The sequence below is a fragment of the Corallincola holothuriorum genome (assembly GCF_003336225.1).
Lineage (GTDB): Bacteria > Pseudomonadota > Gammaproteobacteria > Enterobacterales > Neiellaceae > Corallincola > Corallincola holothuriorum.
In genome coordinates this window covers 591730-609892 of sequence record NZ_QPID01000001.1, presented here as the reverse complement: position 1 = coordinate 609892, position 18163 = coordinate 591730, and the positions used below count along the sequence as shown (strand labels likewise).

Sequence of the window (18163 nt, the reverse complement as noted above, 5' to 3'; positions counted from 1 at the left end):
TAATGGCCAGTTGGCAAAGCAAAGCATTTAATCAACTCCTGTTTCGGGTGATGCGAAACCGCCTGGAACGTTGTGACAATGTATTTGATATGCGTAAAGTGATTGATGGTATGGATCGGCTAGGTTCTTTTATCAATCACCCCTCCGATATGTTTACCATTCCGTTTAAAGCAGGTTCATTGAAGTGCGAATGGATTGAGATGCCTGATTGTCGCCGAGATGGTGTGATCCTGTTCTTTCACGGTGGTGGCTTCTGTTTTAAAAGTCCATTGGTGCACAATGCTGTACTGGCACGCTTGAGCGAACAGACGGGTCTGCGCGGTATGATGGTGGACTATCCATTGGCACCTGAGCATCCGTTCCCCTGCGCCCAAGAAGCCTGCCTGGCAGGTTATCGCTGGTTACTGGCGCATGGTGTGCCTGCTGCGTCGATCATTATGGCGGGAGATTCTGCTGGCGGTAATTTGGTATTAAGCTGCTTAATGAAATTGAAGCAGGATAGGCAACCTCTGCCTGCGGCGGCCGTGTTGTTTTCACCATCAGTGGATCTGGCGATGACAGGTGAGTCTTCGTTCGCGAAACGTAATGTCGATCCTTTCTTTGCTTTGCCTACGCTGTTGTTGATGCGTAACAGTTATCTCAATACTCACTGCCCGTGTGATCCTTTAGTGTCGCCGCTGTATGGCGATCTTTCCGGTTTACCGCCGATGATGATCCATGTGGGATCGGAAGAGGTGTTGCTCGATGATTCGGTTCGTTTAGCAGAGAAGGTAAAGGCTGCCGGGGGGGAAGTTAATTTGAGCATTTGGGAAGGCATGCCTCACGTGTTTCCTATTTTTCATCAGTTGCCTGAAGCGCAGCAGGCGATACAGCAGTGTGGCCAATTTGTCGTGGATAAGATCGAACGGTTGGCTGAGCCATTGCCGCAGGCAGAGGCGAATGTGGGATAATTGATCGTTGTAAAAGGGAAAGTTCATTTATTACCATTAATGAAAACACTACTTGGTTGGTGCTCGCCACTAACAGAGAAAACCCGTACCTGATCTCGACTATTTTCTTTAGCAAAGTAGAGCGCCTGATCGGCTCGTGAAGCCAAGCTATCATTGGTGTCTTCTTGCTCTCTTGAGCTTATTTCTGCGCCCGTCTTCAAGCAAATACCTATAAGAAGAAAGAGCTAGGCGGTGGTATTTAGATGCGGCTGAACCAGCGCGACCAAACGGCTTACGCCTTGGCGCAGTATCATTGCGTGTTCCTGTTCGTTGCTAACCATGCTTAACTGATTCACCCATCCAATAGCTATCATCAGGCTATTGTCAGCGAGAAACTTCTGGTCTTCTTTTTCAATGTTCAAGGCGTCTAAGTGATCAAGGTGATCAAACATTCGTTTATTCAGCGTCTTAAGTGAGTTGTATAGGTGGCTGAAGTTGCGTTTAAGGTCAGGCTCTCCCAGTACCAGGGTTTCGAGATCGCGAAGAACAAACCTGTACTGTGCCAATAGGGCCATGAGGCTAAGCAGAAATGGTGGATAGTCTTCGAGTGTGGTCACTTGATTTGAGAATTCAGTTCGCATTCGACAAATAGCTTGGTCAAACTCTTGAACCAATGCTTTAGCTATGTCCTCTTTATTGCGGAAATGGTAATACAGGTTACCCGGACTGATATCTAGTTCGGTAGTGATTTGTAAGGTCGACACATGGGCGATGCCCTGTTGATTAAACAGCGTTAAGCTAAGATTGAGGACTCGCTCACGATTACGCATTTTTCACCCTGTTTAGCTCCATTGTGACTGGTTAAAAAAACACCTTTATTGATCTCGCCACGGATCTTTTCTCCTGCTTTTGTATGACTATTAACCTAATGTCTCATCAAAGTAAGGGAGAAAAAAATGGCTGATTCAAACCTGTTTGATCTGTTTGAACAAGCTCAAAACGATGTCCGGCTCTTGCCTCATCGCCCCGTAGATGAAGACTTGCTCGAGCTTTATGCGTTGTTCAAGCAAGCCACTGAGGGCGATGTTAACGGACCCAGGCCCGCTTTTTTTGATTTCCGCGCCTGTGCCAAGCACGAAGCGCGGGAGCATATAAAAGGCCTGGATAAGGATGCTGCCATGGACCGTTATTGCCGTGTGGTTACGCGCCTGAAGAGCGAGCTGGCGGCTTAACACTGCTATCGCTTAATCCATAAATAAACGGGGCTTGCCCCGTTTTTTCTGTCATGCAATATCTATTCGGCCACTTCTGCTGCTTGTAGCTGCCCCTGAATATATTGATATTCCTGCTCCATGCTCTTTTTGCAGTCGCCTGCTACATACCGCGCGAGGCTGCTACCGATTAAGGGTAAAGAGGAACTGATTTCGATGGTGACATCATTTATTGCGCCAGTTTCGTTCTCATGCAGGTGCATGTGGCCTTCAATTTTAACCGGGACACCAACGAGATCTATGGTCATGTCGCAGCCGAGACTGCCATCATCTTTGCTATACCAATGCTCCTTTTGAATTAGCTTATTGTAGTCTCCCAGAATGCTTGCCAGCAGCGCGGGCACATCGGCAGGCAGTTCACGCTCTGTTTCACTGATAAAGCCATCATCGGTATCTTCGTTGCGGATGATGCTTATATTTATCGCTTTTAGTGCTGCATATTTTTCGCTGATTGTTTCTGCATCGCGAAAAAACAGATAAACCTGATCAAGGCTGTGGCTATATTGGTGACTGGCTGTGCATTTCATTCCTATTGCTCCTTATCCTTAGAGGTGTATACCGCGCAACAGTGCAGCGAAGGCGATCATTTCCTGAGAGGGCTTTTCTTTCTCTTTATGTTCAACTTCTTCGGTTGCCCTTGGCGAATCAGGAAACATACGGAAGCCTGTGTTCATAATGATTTCGCCCAATTTGGGAAAGACAGCATGGATTAAGGCACCAAAAATACCGAGTCGGGTTGCCACTCTTTTCGGTTTTTCTATGATTGCCTTAGCGATCATTTCTGCTGCTTGTTCTGGCGTTAGGGTGGGCATCTGTTGGTAGATCTCGGTCGGGGCGATCATTGGTGTCGCCACCAACGGCATATTGATGGTGGTGAACTGTACATTGCGGTCGGAAAACTCCGATGCTGCACAGCGGGTAAAAGATTCCATGGCCGATTTCGAAGCCACATAGGCTGAAAACCGTGGCGCGTTCGTTAGTACACCGATTGAGGAGAGATTAATCACATGTCCGCCGCCATTGGCTAACATACCGGGCAGTAACCCCATGGTCAGTTTTAGGCAGCCAAAATAGTTAAGTTGCATGGTGCGTTGATAATCATGAAACCGATCAAAAGAGTGCTCTACTGAACGGCGAATTGAACGCCCTGCATTATTGATTAACAGATCAATGTGCAGGTGCTGGTCATTGATCCGTTCCAACATTAGCTCGATGGCGTCAAGGTCTGACAGGTCACAACTATGGATATGGATTTCACCGCCCTGTTGTTCTAATTCCTCTTGTACCCGTTTGAGTTCGGCTAGGGTTCGCGCAACCAATACGAGTTTGGCACCTGTACCTGCCAACATCTTCGCGGTGGCTTCGCCAATGCCTGAGGTAGCACCTGTGATCAGTACAGTTTTGCCCTTAAGTACCCCTGCTAAGGTTTTATCCAATGACAATTCAGGATCGAGGTTTCGCTCCCAGTAGTCCCAGATAGCGGGGGCGTAGTCTGCTAACTGTGGGCAAGTGATATCACTTCCCTTTAAGGCATCTAGCGTGTTTTGGCAGTCGAATCGTGTTGGATAGTTGACGAAGTTGAGCGCGCTGCTGGGGATGCCGAGATCTTTTACGACTGCACCCATAAGTCGTTTAATGGGCGGCATTTTAAGGATGCCCGATTTGACCTGCCGAGGAATGAAATTAAACAACCGGGTGTCAATTCGCATTGCCATACGTGGCGCGTGGCCTGCATCGGCGAAGATGTTGAGCATTTCACCTGCGGTGTTGGGATTAGGATCGGTGAGATGGAAGCAGGTCTGATCTTGCTCTGGTTGATGGGCAATATGGTCCATAGCCGCAACCACAAAATCGACCGGTACGATATTGAGATAACCTCCTTCAACACCTATGGTTGGTAGCCAGGGTGGCAGTGTGCGGCGCAGTTTTTGTAACGTTTTAAAAAAGTAGTAGGGGCCATCGGCTTTATCCGCTTGTCCGGTCTTTGAATGCCCAATAACCATACCGGGTCGGTAGATACGCCATGGTACCGCCTGATTGTCCCGTACCAATTTTTCTGCATCATGTTTGGATTGCAGATAGGGGTGATCTAAGTGTTCAGCTTGTCCAAACATATCTTCACGGAACCAACCTGGATATAACCCTGCTACTGCGATAGAGCTTATATGGTGAAAGCAACCGACCTTGAGGGCTTCTGCGCATTGCAGGGTGTGCAGTGTGCCATGGACATTTGCCAGCTGTTGTAGCTCGGCATCGGCGTCGAGGTTGTAGATCGCTGCCAAGTGAAATAGGTGATCAATCTTGCCGACTAAGTTTGTCTTGGCTTCGTCGGAGAGTCCCAGCCCTGGCAGAATGATGTCACCCCGCACGGGCTTGATCTGGTGTTGGTGATCGGCAAACAGGTCGAGTAATTTTTGTTCTGCTTTATCGCTACGAACCAATGCATAAACCGTCCCGCCACGAGCGAGTAGTTTCTCAATTAGATAGCGTCCGATAAATCCTGTACCGCCGGTCACGAAGTAATTCATAGTTCAACCTCTTCCAATTTGTTGTCACTGGCATAATTATGATCTGGTCTGACCAGAAAGAAAGGTTTTGCGTGAGTAAACATCGTAGTGGTCAAATTTCCGACAAAATATCTGGGTATGGTTGCGATATTTGATCTAGGTCAGCAACGTCGAGGAATTTTACTTGTGCTTTAATTGACTGAGCAGATTTCATGAGCGACCTCTCGTTTCGACTACGAATTTAAACCTAGTATCAGTACCCGCTACAGCAAGAAAAATAGCTTACTCTGGACTCTTTTATGTGACTTGACGCTCTCTCAGAGCGTCGCCCTTGCGGGCAATAAGGACGTCACGCTGGCCATGGATGGTCGCCATTTTCAGCTGAAAAATATTTTTATTTTTTTTCCTCCTGCCAACTTATTGCTGTGATTATCTATTTTCATTTTCATTCCGTCGTAAGTGTCATTGCGCAGTTGTTTGCCGATCTGTTCTGCGAAGATTTAGCTATTCTTACCCTGAAACGGAATCGTTTTAGGAGTAGGTATGGATGTATATAACCAGACGGATCGGATTGTTTGCTCGACCGAACAGTTACAGTTAGTGGTAAGAAAAGTGCTGGAAAAGCACCGCCATGAGGCGAGGTCTACCAGCGAAGATTGGCGCGCAGCACTTGATGCCTTGAGTGAAGCGGCATTTGTAGTTGATGAACATCATTGGGATAGCTCGGTTGATAGAAGCCGAATCTCTTTAGTGGATTCTCTTATTGCGTTGAGGCAGCGTATTGATCTGCCTGATCAACGTTGTACCGCTAAGGGTGAAGTCGGCAGTTTAATCGCCGACCTGCAACAATTGGTGGTGTTTGGTTAATCAGCTTGTTGGCGGAAGATTGCGGTTCTATTTCTGCCTTTATTCTTAGCCTGGTAGAGGGCTTGATCGGCTCTGGCTATCATTGGCTCTGGCTTTCTGTCATGGGCTAACTCAGCGACACCAATACTGATGCTTTGAATGCCCGCTTCGGGCATCTCTTTTTCGTTGATTATCTCCCTTAGCTTCTCCGCTAAAATGGCAGCATTATCCAGATCGGTTTCTGGACAGATGATAAGAAACTCTTCACCACCCCAGCGCCCTAAGCTATCAGACTGGCGTATGTTTGATGCCAATCGTTGTGATACCTCCTTGAGTACCTCATCGCCCACCTGATGACCAAACTTATCGTTGATCTTTTTAAAGTGGTCGACATCAATCAGCAAAACCGAAAGTGAGTGGCTGTAACGCAGGTTGCGTTCAATTTCTTTGGCGATGATATCGTCTAGATAGGCGCGGTTGCCGATACGGGTGAGGGGATCTGTCACAGCCATTTGTGCCAGCTCTTCATTGGCTTGCTGCAATGCAAGGTGTGCTTTATGCAGCTTTTGGTTGAAGCGGCGCAGCTTGTAGTTAGAGAAAATAATGATGGCGATAATAACCAGAGCAATTGAAATCACTTTGATCGCTGCGGATTTGTTAATTGTTTTTATTACTTCGACCGTGGTCCATTTGCTAACAATGGCTTCTCTCTCTTGTGCTGGGATCTGATTGAAGATGTTGTTAATTATCTTGGACAGCGGGGTAAGCTCTTTCGTGACCGCGATGCCGAGGCTCATGTCGAGGGATAGACGGCCACCAATTCTATAGCCCGGGTAGTCACCAGAACTGAGGTGATATGAGCTCACAATATAGTTCTCGATATAGCCATCAATCTCATTACGCTGCAGGGCTTTATGAGCGTCGTTGAACGACTCGTACGGTTTTAGCTCTAAGTTAGGGTACCGTATCTTAACCAGCTCTTCGTAGGCATAGCCCTGTATATAACCAAACCTCTTGCTGCCTATGGTTGCAGCATCAGCGATATAGGGTTCTTTCTCTTTAGTGACAATGACTATCGGCGTGTTTAGGTAGCTGCGGCTAAAACTCATCTCTTTTAATCTAGTGAGCGTCGCCGACGCCATAATAAGCATTTGGCATTGTCCACGCTTCAACGCTTCTAGCGAGTCCTGCCAATGCTCAGTTTTGTGTAGCTTAAACTGGATAGGTAAGCGGCTTTGGATCTCTGATAGCAGATCTGCACTTAGCCCCACGTGTTTGCCATTTTCTAGCCACTCTAGCGGTTTCCATTGTGGGTCGATGCAATAATCCACCTCCTTAAGTTGCGCTAAGAACTGGAGATCAATGTCAGATATGGGTGCTGCCAATGCGTCACTGCTATTGAGAAACCACTTATCTTCGAGGGCATCAATGACCTCTTTGGGAATTTGTCTGATCCCTTTGTTTAGTATGGATTGTAACAGCGGGTTGCGCTTATGAATGGCAATAGCAGAATGATAGCGGTGTTTCTCGTTAGTAAAGGGGACGAGGTGATAGCCCTTTATATTTCGAGTCTTAATTTGGTACTGCAGGACAGATTGGGCTGCGATAACAGCGTCTATGGCCCCTAACTGCAGTGCTGTTATCAGATCTTCGTGACGATTGTAACTGGAAAGGTTAGCACTGTTTGCCGCGAATCTAGCCACCTCAGCTTGGTAGGTTGTATCGCCGACAACACCGAGTCTAACGTTGGGTATAGAGAGTACATCGATACCAGCGGGCATCCCTTCTGGCACCATGATCACTAGCTCCTCCTCTAAAATAGGAACGGTGAACAAGGCATAGTGTTCTCTGAGGTTGGTTGTAACAACGGGTAGCAGGGCATCTGTTTGGCCAGAATCAAATAGGAATATTGCTTGTTCAGTGCTTTTGCTAAAGCTGTAATGGATCGGTAAACCGATGTTATTGGAGACGATGTTAATTAGTTCAACTATGAAGCCTTTGAATTGCCCGCCCTCTACGTAAATTACTGGCGAGTAGTCACCACGGATGGTGTGCAGGTGCAGTGCTGTTTTACTGTCCAGCCACGCCTGTTCTTCCTCTGTAAACTCAATCTCGTCAATGAGTGGATCTGCTAAGACGCTTCCCATAGCCGTCAGTAAAAAAACGGAACCTAACAGTAAAATTGTGGTTAGCAATCTTCTGATCACAGCATATTCCTTATTAGTATTTCACTGAGTATAGATCCGTAAATTATTAACTGTGCTGGAAAATTCCCCGTATTGGCTTACGCTTAAGGTTAGAGTATTTACTCGACGCCTTTGTCGTGGGTACAGCCATGTGCGAACAAGGGAGGCAAAGTGAAGATATTATTGGTTACCTCTGAATATGAGGGCTTGGTTAAAGTCGGTGGCTTATCGGACTTTTGCACCGCATTCGCTGAACAGCTTAAGCGGCAAGGGCAAGATATTCGTGTATTGATGCCATTTTACGGGCGAATACAGGATGAAGTGACCATTAGCCACAGTTTTCCCATCGCAATTCCTTTGAGTTGCTGGCAAACCTTTCACGCGGTGATCCACTGTGTCACGTTGAAAGGGGTCACGCTGTATTTGCTCGAGTATCAAGCTCTGTATGGTCGTGATGGCATTTATGATGATGGACACGCCGCGTATCAAGACAACCCTTTACGCTATGCTCTGCTGTCTCACGCCGCTTTTGATTTGTCGTTGGCATTAAAGTGGCAACCAGATGTGATCCATAGTAGTGACTGGCAGGGGGCATTGGTGCCGTTCTATCGACGTGAGCACTTTGCCGCATCAACATTCTTTTCTGCAACACGCACCGTGCTGACTATTCACAACGGCGCCTACCAGGGGCGTGCCGATTATGACTGGCATGAACAATTGGGAATACATCCTAAGTTCATGGTGCCGCAACTGTTTGAGGATATGGGGTGCCTTAATCCATTAAAAGCAGGTGTTGTGATGGCAGATCGCATTGTTACGGTATCACCGAGTTATCGAGATGAGCTGTTAGCCAATGCAACGAGTCATGGTATGGCTGGCGTATTTAATTACCGCCGAGCCGACTTTACCGGGGTGCTTAATGGTGTTGACCTGGTGGAATGGGATCCGGCCAGTGACAGTTGTCTGCCGTTCAATTATTCCGCTGATCAGCCGGCAGGAAAGCAGAAGTGCAAACAGCAACGGTTGACGCAGCTGGGATTGGAAAGTCTTGAAGACAAGCCGCTGTTTTGCTTCATCGGCCGCATTGCACAGCAAAAAGGTTTTTCCTTGCTGCTGCCGTTATTGCGGCAGTTGTTACAAGCTGATGCGATGCGCTGCGTAGTGATGGGACATGGTGAGGAGGGCTTTGTTAAAGAGCTAGAGAAGCTGGCTGCACACTATCCTCATAGTTTTCGATACCTTGCTGATTTCAGCCGCGAAGGTACCCACAATACATTGGCTGCTAGCGACTATATGTTGATGCCCTCTTTGTTTGAGCCGTGTGGCTTAAGCCAGCTCTACGCGATGCGTTACGGGACTGTACCAATTGTGCATGGGGTTGGAGGGTTAAAGGACAGTGTCACCGGGCTTGATGCGCTAACAGCCAATCGCAGCAAGGCCAATGGCTATCAGTTCTTCGAGCCTACACTGAAGAGTTTTTTGGCTACGGTTAAACAGGCCATTAAACACTACCATGATGATCCGTTTCTCTTGCAACTGTTACGACGTAATGCAATGAGCACAAGATTTGATTGGCAGCGGGTGGCAGAGGAATATATTGCTATCTATTCAAAACTGGTGGCAGATGCGAACAATAGCGGAGAGCACAGCGCGCCGTTGAAAAGAGCATGACGTCCCGTATGGCGACAAGTGCTTAGCCAAACATGATCATGGCGATCCCTGCGACAGCAGATAAGGTACCTAGCCAAATTTTAAAGGTGGGCGGATTTCCTCTTAACCAGGCGATAGGCAGGGCGAATAATGGACTGGTCGCCATCAGCGTTTGTGCGACAGCGGCATTGGCATACTTCAGCGATACCTGCTGCAACCAAATGGCCAAAAACGTGCCAACGACGATGGCGACGGTCAGTATCGCGCCGTTTCGCATATCCATCGCTAACAGGGGTTTTATCAATTGCTTATGGATCTCTTGGCGTAAGCCTAGCAATAGAGCGATCACTAAGGTACCGGCAACTAGTCTTATCAGTGCCCCCCACAGTGGCGCGACATCAGCATCAACCAAGGCATAGTGTGAAAGTAACACCCCCACCGCCTGACAAACAGCCGCCAATGCGCCGTAAAAAAGGCCTTTTTTGCATATCGATGGTTCATTGTCATCGTGACTTTGCTGCCTCAGCACATAGATGACCCCCGTGAGTGTGACTAGCATACCCAAAGCAGCGGTCACGGTGATTGCTTCGTTGAGGACCAACAGCGCTAATACGCCGGTGAGGGGAGGCGCCAGCGATTCCATGAGCAAAACTTTCCTGGGGCCCATGCGCCGTAGCGCTGCGAAGTAGGCTGTATCACCAATCGCAATACCTATCACGCCACTGATGATGAGCCAACCCCATGCGCTGCCACTTGGTATGCCGACAGAGGCATCACTGAGCAGGAGAGCAATGAGTAGCAGAAGCGACGCGATGACACCCTTGATAACGTTGAGGGGCATGGCGCCAAAACGCTGACTGCAGTGGCTGTAGATCCAGGTTGCGATCGCCCAGAATAGGGCGGCGGTTAATGCAGCTATTTCACCTGTAAAAGCAACCATGGCGTAAGTGGAACTCCAGACAGTAAAACGCCGCAGACGCGAAAAGCGAGCTGCGGCGTTAAATCAGATCAACGGGCTAGCGGTTATGCGTCAGCGCGAGACTCTTGATTGCGTGGACGCGGACGTGGTGCGCCACCTGTGTCAGCGCTAATCCCCATCGGCTTATTGCGTACCCGTGCATTAGACAATTGACTGAACACTTCCGCTGGCATGCCACTTGGCAGCTGTACAGTGCTGTGTCCATCAAACAAACGGATAGCGCCAATGTTACCACTGTCGATAGAAGCTTCGTTGGCAATAGCGCCGACGATATCTTTCACCTGTACACCATGGTCACGACCAACGGCTAAGCGATAGGTTTTCCAATCGATGTCGTTACGACGACCTTGGCCTTGACGAGCGCGAGGTGGACGATCACCACCGCGGTCATTGCGATCAAAGCGCTGGCCACCGCGTTCGTTACGGCCACGGCCATTCCGCTGACCACCACGGTCGTTACGGTCAAAGCGATCATTACGACCACGAGTATCACGTTGCGGGCGCTCTGGATCAGGCTTAGGTTGCAGTGGACGCTTCTGCTGATACTTGTAGAGCAACGCTGCGGCAAGATCTAAAACAGAAGTTTCAGATTGCTCGGCCATGGCGTTGATCATTTCGCGCATCGCTTCCAGGTTTGGATTGTCGACTAGCTTGGTCAGCTCTTCGCGACACTTCTCTTGGCGATGTGCGCCTAGTTCTACAGGGCTTGGCAGCTCCATGCTTTCGATGTCACCACCGGTTGCACGCATATAGTGGCGCAGCAGGTAACGCTCGCGAGGGCGAACAAACAATAAGGCTTCGCCACTGCGACCAGCACGGCCAGTACGACCGATACGGTGAACATAAGATTCGTGATCGTCAGGCAGATCGAAGTTCAATACGTGTGAGATACGGGGAACATCAAGGCCGCGTGCAACAACGTCAGTTGCTACCAAGATATTGATCTTGCCTTCTTTCAGTTGGTTAACTGTACGCTCACGCATCTGCTGGTTCATATCACCATTAAGTGCAGATGCTTTGAAACCTTGTGATTCCAAACGCTCAGCCAACTCTACGGTATCGTTACGAGTACGAACGAACACCAACATGGCGTCGTATTCGACTGTTTCAACTAAACGCTCTAGTGCGGTCAGTTTGTTGATACCACGAACTTCCCAGGCGCGCTGGCGAATGTTCGCTTTCTTGGTTTCGCTCACGGCAATTTTGACGTGGGCTGGATTTTTCAGGAAGCGTTCAGTGATCTTGCGGATCGCTGGGGGCATGGTGGCAGAGAACAACGCCATCTGCGTAGTTTCTGGCACGTGGCTCATGATCCACTCTACGTCTTCCAGGAAGCCCATGTTGAGCATCTCATCAGCTTCGTCGAGAACCAGTGTTTTCAGATCATCAAATTTGATACGACCGCGACGGATGTGATCCATCAAACGACCAGGGGTAGCAACGATAACCTGTGGGCCACGTTCCAGTTCAGCTAACTGAGGACCGTATGATTGGCCACCATAAACAGTCGCAACACGAAGGCCACGCATATGTTTGGCGAAGCTTTCAATCGCTTCCGCTACCTGAATAGCCAGTTCGCGAGTTGGTGCTAAGACCATTAATTGGGTTTTACGTACGCTAGGGTCGATTAAAGCAAGTGCGGGTAAGCCGAACGCAGCGGTTTTACCGGTACCGGTTTGTGCTTCGCCCAGCAGATCGCGACCTTCGAGGAGGTGCGGGATAGCTTCTAGCTGGATCGGAGTAGGTGTTTTGAATCCAAGGCTGTCTAACGCACTAGACAAGTTTTCTGGGAGATTGAGTACAGCGAAGCCGCTGTCAAGAGTTTCAACTTCTGACATTTCACATTCTTCATATTGGGCAAGCGGCGCGGCGTTCATCTCGAAACATCATCGAGCACGGCGCATGCGAATCACTAATACGAGGTGACAGCCCTGAAGAATTGTAGTTTCGCCATGAACTCACGCGGCGAAAACAGGCGCTACGACCTCAAACACACCAAAGAACAGAATTAACCACTCTTGGTAAGGAGGCGGCATGATACATGGATCACAAAATTATGCAATAGCGATTAAAAAATAACCAATCCTTACATTTGGACTAAACAGTTTAAGAGAGCTAATGGTGAAACAGCCTAAATCCAGACTTTCCTTAGTGGTTCTGCTGTTCTGCAGGGGCAACAGTCTCTATAATGCGTGCCTCAAATAATGTAAGCGGACAAAGAGATGACTCAGTGGACCCCTAGCAGCTGGCGCGATAAGCCAGTGCAGCAGTTGCCTCAGTATCCAGATACTGAAGCGTTGGCACGTGTTGAGAAGGAATTGGCTGACCAACCACCGTTGGTGTTTGCCGGTGAAGCGCGCGCTTTAAAAGCAGACCTAGCCCGTGTTGGCCGTGGTGAGGCCTTTTTACTGCAGGGTGGCGATTGCGCTGAAAGTTTTGCTGAGTTTAGAACCAGTCATATTCGCGATACGTTTAAAGTGTTACTGCAAATGGCTGTGGTGCTGACATTCAGTGCGAAAAGCCCCGTAGTTAAGATCGGACGGATCGCTGGACAGTTTGCTAAGCCGCGTTCAGCGGACAGTGAAACCATTGATGGTGTGACATTACCGTCCTATCGTGGCGATATCATCAATGATATTGCGTTCACTAGCGCATCACGGGTGCCCGATCCTGAGCGTATGTTGAAGGCGTACCAGCAATCGACTTCAACTTTGAATCTGTTACGTGCTTTTGCCCAAGGGGGCTTGGCAGATCTGCATCAGGTACAGCGCTGGAATCTCGACTTTATCGAAAAGAGCCCGCTGGGAGACCGCTACAAGCATCTGGCAGATCGCATTGACGAATCCCTCGAGTTTATGGCTGCCTGTGGCATCAATGGCAATACCACGCCGCAGTTGCATGAGACCACTCTATATACCTCTCATGAGGCGCTGTTGTTGCCTTATGAGCAGGCATTGACCCGTAAAGATCATTTGACCGGTGAATGGTACGACTGTGCAGCACATATGCTCTGGGTTGGCGATCGTACCCGTCAGCCTGATGGGGCTCATTTGGAGTTTTGTCGCGGTATTAATAACCCGATCGGTCTAAAAGCTGGACCCAGCACTAAGATCGAAGATCTATTGCGCAACATCGATATTATTAACCCGAATAACGAAGAGGGGCGCTTGAACCTTATCGTACGCATGGGTGCGGACAACGTTGGTGCTCATTTGCCGGAGTTAATTCGTGCCGTGCAACGGGAAGGGAAGAACGTGGTGTGGAGCTGTGATCCTATGCATGGCAACACCATTAAATCGTCTACCGGATATAAGACGCGTCGGGTTGAGGATGTGTTGAAAGAGGTGCAAAGCTTCTTCGAGATCCATGGTGCTGAAGGCTCGGTGGCGGGCGGTGTTCATTTCGAAATGACCGGCCGTAACGTGACAGAGTGTACCGGCGGTGCATTCCAGATAACCGACCATGACTTGGCTGAGCGTTATCACACCTACTGCGATCCGCGTTTGAATGCTGATCAGGCGTTAGAGTTGGCGTTTATGATCGCCGATCATGTAAAAGCGGCACGTGCTGCGATTAAGTAGGATCCGCTGACCTAGTTAGTTCTGCATTTCGTTGCAGCAATAAAAAAGGAGCCATTGGCTCCTTTTTTTTTGCCTGAAATATAGGTTGTTAACGAGTGCGATCTGCTCGCGGGGTTAGCGTTGTCTATCTTGTTTAGATGCATTAGTTACAGTCTTTGCGGCACTTTCGTGGCGATTGTCGATGTCTGAATCGACCTCGTCGTAGTTGAATTTTCCGAGTAAAAGATTGTAGAGACACATCAATATGCCATACAGCGAAACGAAGCCAGCACCTAGCGTGGCAATTCCCTGAAGCGCGATAATAAATGCGAGAAAGGCGACAACTGCGCCTATTAAAGCCATTTTGTATTTTTGCTTTTGATACGGGGAGAGTGTTTTTTTGTAACCAGACATAAACAGATCCTCCTTGAATTCGTCATTTCTACTTGGCGATCACCTGCTTGATAAACGGTAGCATGTGGGTGGCAATGATTGGTTGCGCGTCTGCTGCCGGATGAATACCATCGGCTTGCATCAGCGCGGGGTTTTCTGCGACAGCAGGTAAAAAGCTGGGAACAAGTGTAATTTGATGTGTTTCGGCCAAGCGATGGTAGATCGCTTGAAACGCCGCTGTGTAGCGCTTTCCATAGTTTGGTGGTAGTAGGATCTCAACTAACAGCGGGGTTGCCCCTGCGGCTTTCGATGCGGTAATCAATTGTGCTAGCTGTTGTTCTGTATGTTGCAGATCAAACCCACGTAAGCCATCGTTTCCGCCTAGCTCTATGATGACAACATCTGGCTGGTGCTTGGTAAGGAGATCTGGCAGCCGGCGTAATCCACCGTCGCTGGTATCGCCGGTGATGCTGGCGTTGACCACGCTAGTTTTGTTACCTTCGGCAATTAACCGGTCACTCAATAAGTGCACCCAACCCTGTTCAATCGACATGCCATAGGCCGCGCTGAGACTGTCACCCAGAACAATAATGGTCGATTTCTCTTGGGCATACGTATAGGCAGGCAACGCAAAAATAAGTATGAGGAAAAAAGCGCTAATGCGAGACGAAACAGCGTTAAACATGATTGAATTCCAACAAGTCAGTTATACAGTTGACGGCCCTGAAGGCAGCCTCTCCATCCTCGATGGTGTGTCGTTACAAGTCAAGCAGGGTGAAACGGTCGCCATTATCGGGCCGTCTGGCGCGGGTAAGAGTTCATTACTCTCTTTAGCCGCCGGGCTCGAGCGCGTTTCGGCAGGAGGAGTGTCGGTGGCGGGGCAGAGCATCACTAATATCTCCGAATCAGCATTAGCAGCAATGCGTGCTGAGCATATTGGTTTTGTTTTCCAATCATTTTTGCTTATCCCCGAGTTAACGGCGGTTGAGAACCTGACGGTGCCCTCGCAGCTGTGTGGAAAAATACTCGCCAAAGGTCAGGCTGAAGGGATGCTGGAAAAGGTTGGCCTTGCGCAAAGGGCGCGCCACTATCCACAACAGATGTCGGGCGGTGAGCAACAGCGTCTGGCGATCGCTCGCGCATTTGTCCATCAACCTAACATTCTGCTTGCAGATGAACCGACAGGTAATCTGGATCGTGCTAACGGTGAGCACATTAGTGAGCTGCTGTTTGAGCTAAATGAAGCGCAAGGAACCACACTTTTGCTTGTGACCCACGATGAGGCGTTAGCAGCAAAGTGTCAACGGGTACTTAGGCTCACCAATGGCCAATTGGAGGTCGTGAAGCAATGAGTTTGCTGGCAAACAGCTTAAACATGCTTAAAGGGGAGCGCAGAGGTGCGTCGCTCTATCTTTGGTGGATATCCCTGGCCGCGGCTGTGGCAATCCTGTTCTGGTTTTTGGCTCTCAGCCAGCGTATCGAGGTGTTTTTACAACGTTCCACTTCTGGTTTCTTAGCCGCCGATATTGTCCTATCTGCACCGCAACCGGTTGACCAGTCATGGTTAGATGACGCCCACTTAAGGGGGCTGAACAGTACCCAGATGTTGCGTTTTTCTACCATGATGTTTGCTGGAGACCGCTTGCAGTTGTCATCAGTGAAAGCGGTTGCTGAAGGTTATCCTCTGCGTGGTGAACTGCGTATCAGCGATGCTTTTGGCAGTGAAGGTTATTGGGTGAAACATGGCCCTGAGCCTGGCTCGGTTTGGTTGAGTGAAACGCTGGCGCTACAGCTGTCAGTTGCTGTGGGGGAGAGTGTTGAAGTTGGCGATACTGAATTGACTTTCAGCCACTACTTGCTGGAGCAACCGGATGTTGCTTTTGGGGTGTTTAGCTCGTCGCCTCCGAGCTTAATCCACCTCGACGATGTTGCAAGAAGCGGTGTTATAAGGCCGGGTAGCCGCGTTAATTACCGTTATCTCTTTAGTGGCGATTCACAGCTCGTTGATGACTGGTACCATTGGCTCAAGCAGAACAAAAAAGAGCGCCACACCCTGACCTCGTTAGTTGATAGCGAATCTAATTTGGGGGATGCCTATCAACGTGCACAACAGGTGCTATTTTTGGCCATGGTGTCAGCATTAGCGCTGACCCTGATCGCGATGTGGTCTTCGTTACAGTCCTATGCAGGCCCATTAACTCGGCGGATCGGTGTACTGCGGATATTGGGTGCCTCTCAACGTTTGTTATTGGCGCAGTTTGGCCTGCACTTAGGTATCACTGTATTTGCAGGGGTTGCGTTTGGGTTATTGGTTGGTAGTGGTCTTGATTATATGGCGGCTCAGCAGATGGCCTCTTTTGCGCCGCTGCTAGCCGAACAATCAATCGGCGTGCGGCCATACTTGCTGGCTGCGCTCAGTGGGGTTGTGGCTTGCGTCTGCTTGTTGGCACCTTTGCTGGCTTACCTGTTCCGTGTTGGACCACGTCAATTACTGGAATCTGCGGAGCGCGCCCCCAAGGCGCCAGCTGTGAAAGGCGGTGTGTTACTCGGGGTCGGTTTTGTGCTGTTAACCGGATTAGTGAGTGGTTGGTTAAATCTGCTACTTATGCTTGGGTTAATCATCGTTTTAACGCTGTTGAGCAGTGGTGTTCTGCTATTGGTCGAACGAATTCGTGTACCGGCGCAGATGAAAACATTGCACTTGGCAATGCTGCTATTGGTGCGGCAACGGGTTCGTGTGACGATCCAAATGGTCGGCTTAACTCTTGCCATTGCACTGACTTTGGCGATGGTATTTGTGCGTTCAGATCTTATTGATGAATGGCAACGCCTGGTACCCGAGCAAACGGCTAATTTCTTTTTGGTCAATGTAAACCCAGATGAGCGCACTGTGCTGGCGCAGCAGATCACCAACCAGGAAGGACGCTTAAGCGGTTTTTATCCCATTATTCGTGGCCGCTTAACTAGCATTAATGGTGAAAAGGTGGTCGATGATCGTGATGGCAAAGCCGCCATAGAAGAGCAGCAAGGACGACGTCGAGGGATCAATAGAGAGTTGAACCTGACTTGGACTGATACGTTACCTGAAGATAATGTAATTGAAGCGGGTGACTGGCAGAAAACCGTCAACGGCGAAGGTTTATCTGTTGAAGAGGGTATGGCCAAGCGGCTCGAACTTGAATTGGGTGATCGGCTTACTTTTGTTGTTACCGGTGGCGAGATTTCTCTACCGATCACTAGCATACGTTCATTAGACTGGAAATCGATGCGTCCGAACTTTTTTGTGATCTTTCCAAAAAGTAGTTTGGATGCTTATGCACATACTTATATTACCAGCTTCTACTTGCCGTATGAGAGTAGGGATTGGTTGTATACCAATATGCGGCAATATCCCGCTGTGAGCTTGATTGATATTGAGCAAATATTAGCGAAGTTTGCCGGCTATCTAGTGCAGATCGTGCAAGTGGTGACCGTGCTAGTGGTGTTGGTGTTAATAACAGCGTTACTGGTGACGGCTTCGTTGGTGATGGGGAGTTTTGTCCGCCGCCACCGTGAACTGCATATTTATCGTATACTTGGTGCCAGTGATAGTGCCTTAAAACGTCTGTTGATGGCGGAGTTTGTTTTGGTTGGTATATTGGCTGGTGTGATTGCGTCGGTGATCGCAGAAGCGCTGTTAGGTGCTCAGGCCTTATGGATATTCGAACAATCTCCCCGCTGGCATGGGCAGTTGTGGTTGCTGGGACCTGTTGTCGGCATGTTGGCGACATTACCACTGGCGTTTTGGCTAACCAGTAGGTTGCTACGGGCGTCAAAGTCGCGCGTGGCAACGCACTGACAAC

At 49.1% G+C, this 18163-nt stretch carries 15 protein-coding genes; 7 read left to right on the top strand and 8 right to left on the bottom strand.

All coding sequences use genetic code 11. The features are described from left to right. Positions 1-2 precede the first annotated feature (2 nt). Positions 3-950 (top strand): alpha/beta hydrolase, encoded by a 948-nt coding sequence (locus DU002_RS02580; RefSeq protein ID WP_114336775.1) that lies wholly within the window; start codon positions 3-5, stop codon positions 948-950. A 224-nt stretch (positions 951-1174) separates the two neighbouring features. Here the strand turns inward: DU002_RS02580 and DU002_RS02570 are convergent, their stop codons facing one another. Beyond that, on the bottom strand, positions 1175-1759 hold the full coding sequence (locus DU002_RS02570) for a TetR/AcrR family transcriptional regulator (protein WP_114336773.1): 585 nt from the start codon (positions 1757-1759) through the stop codon (positions 1175-1177). A gap of 126 nt (positions 1760-1885) precedes the next feature. On the opposite strand from DU002_RS02570, the gene DU002_RS02565 reads away from it, so the two are divergent. Continuing rightward, on the top strand, positions 1886-2161 hold the full coding sequence (locus DU002_RS02565) for an acyl-CoA-binding protein (RefSeq protein ID WP_114336772.1): 276 nt from the start codon (positions 1886-1888) through the stop codon (positions 2159-2161). Between the two features lie 62 nt (positions 2162-2223). On the opposite strand, the gene DU002_RS02560 is transcribed toward DU002_RS02565, so the two are convergent. Both DU002_RS02560 and DU002_RS02555 read right to left on the bottom strand, forming a co-directional pair. Further along, on the bottom strand, positions 2224-2727 hold the full coding sequence (locus tag DU002_RS02560) for a DUF2505 domain-containing protein (RefSeq protein ID WP_114336771.1): 504 nt from the start codon (positions 2725-2727) through the stop codon (positions 2224-2226). Between the two features lie 18 nt (positions 2728-2745). Next, complete coding sequence (locus DU002_RS02555) at positions 2746-4728, bottom strand: SDR family oxidoreductase (RefSeq protein ID WP_114336770.1); 1983 nt, start codon at positions 4726-4728, stop codon at positions 2746-2748. Positions 4729-5250: 522 nt separating this feature from the next. Between DU002_RS02555 and DU002_RS02550 the strand changes: the two genes are divergently transcribed. After that, the gene (locus DU002_RS02550) at positions 5251-5574 is read left to right on the top strand and encodes a hypothetical protein (RefSeq protein ID WP_114336769.1); all 324 of its coding nucleotides are present in this window, start codon (positions 5251-5253) and stop codon (positions 5572-5574) included. Here the strand turns inward: DU002_RS02550 and DU002_RS02545 are convergent. Further along, a complete protein-coding gene (locus DU002_RS02545) occupies positions 5571-7760 on the bottom strand; it encodes a diguanylate cyclase (RefSeq protein ID WP_114336768.1) in 2190 nt (729 codons plus the stop codon). The two genes, DU002_RS02550 and DU002_RS02545, sit on opposite strands and share 4 nt — an antisense overlap. Positions 7761-7910: 150 nt before the next feature. On the opposite strand from DU002_RS02545, the gene DU002_RS02540 reads away from it, so the two are divergent. Next, positions 7911-9410: a glycogen synthase gene (locus DU002_RS02540; protein ID WP_158537942.1), complete on the top strand. Its 1500-nt coding sequence runs from the start codon at positions 7911-7913 to the stop codon at positions 9408-9410. Between the two features lie 22 nt (positions 9411-9432). Here DU002_RS02540 and DU002_RS02535 read toward each other — a convergent pair whose 3' ends face one another. Then, positions 9433-10329 (bottom strand): DMT family transporter, encoded by an 897-nt coding sequence (locus DU002_RS02535; RefSeq protein ID WP_114336766.1) that lies wholly within the window; start codon positions 10327-10329, stop codon positions 9433-9435. An 83-nt stretch (positions 10330-10412) separates the two neighbouring features. Further along, positions 10413-12206, bottom strand: coding sequence for a DEAD/DEAH box helicase (locus DU002_RS02530; RefSeq protein WP_114336868.1), 1794 nt, complete (start codon positions 12204-12206; stop codon positions 10413-10415). 384 nt (positions 12207-12590) lie between these two features. Between DU002_RS02530 and DU002_RS02525 the strand changes: the two genes are divergently transcribed. Beyond that, positions 12591-13949, top strand: a complete 1359-nt coding sequence (locus DU002_RS02525; RefSeq protein ID WP_114336765.1) for a class II 3-deoxy-7-phosphoheptulonate synthase — start codon at positions 12591-12593, stop codon at positions 13947-13949. 114 nt (positions 13950-14063) lie between these two features. Here DU002_RS02525 and DU002_RS02520 read toward each other — a convergent pair whose 3' ends face one another. Together DU002_RS02520 and DU002_RS02515 are read right to left on the bottom strand one after the other, a co-directional pair. Beyond that, complete coding sequence (locus DU002_RS02520) at positions 14064-14342, bottom strand: hypothetical protein (protein WP_114336764.1); 279 nt, start codon at positions 14340-14342, stop codon at positions 14064-14066. 28 nt (positions 14343-14370) lie between these two features. After that, the gene (locus DU002_RS02515) at positions 14371-15006 is read right to left on the bottom strand and encodes an arylesterase (RefSeq protein WP_114336763.1); all 636 of its coding nucleotides are present in this window, start codon (positions 15004-15006) and stop codon (positions 14371-14373) included. Between DU002_RS02515 and DU002_RS02510 the strand changes: the two genes are divergently transcribed. After that, on the top strand, positions 15005-15673 hold the full coding sequence (locus DU002_RS02510; RefSeq protein ID WP_325048485.1) for an ABC transporter ATP-binding protein: 669 nt from the start codon (positions 15005-15007) through the stop codon (positions 15671-15673). The two genes, DU002_RS02515 and DU002_RS02510, sit on opposite strands and share 2 nt — an antisense overlap. Continuing rightward, positions 15670-18159 (top strand): ABC transporter permease, encoded by a 2490-nt coding sequence (locus DU002_RS02505; RefSeq protein ID WP_114336761.1) that lies wholly within the window; start codon positions 15670-15672, stop codon positions 18157-18159. Before DU002_RS02510 ends, DU002_RS02505 begins: the two co-directional genes overlap by 4 nt. Positions 18160-18163 lie beyond the last annotated feature (4 nt).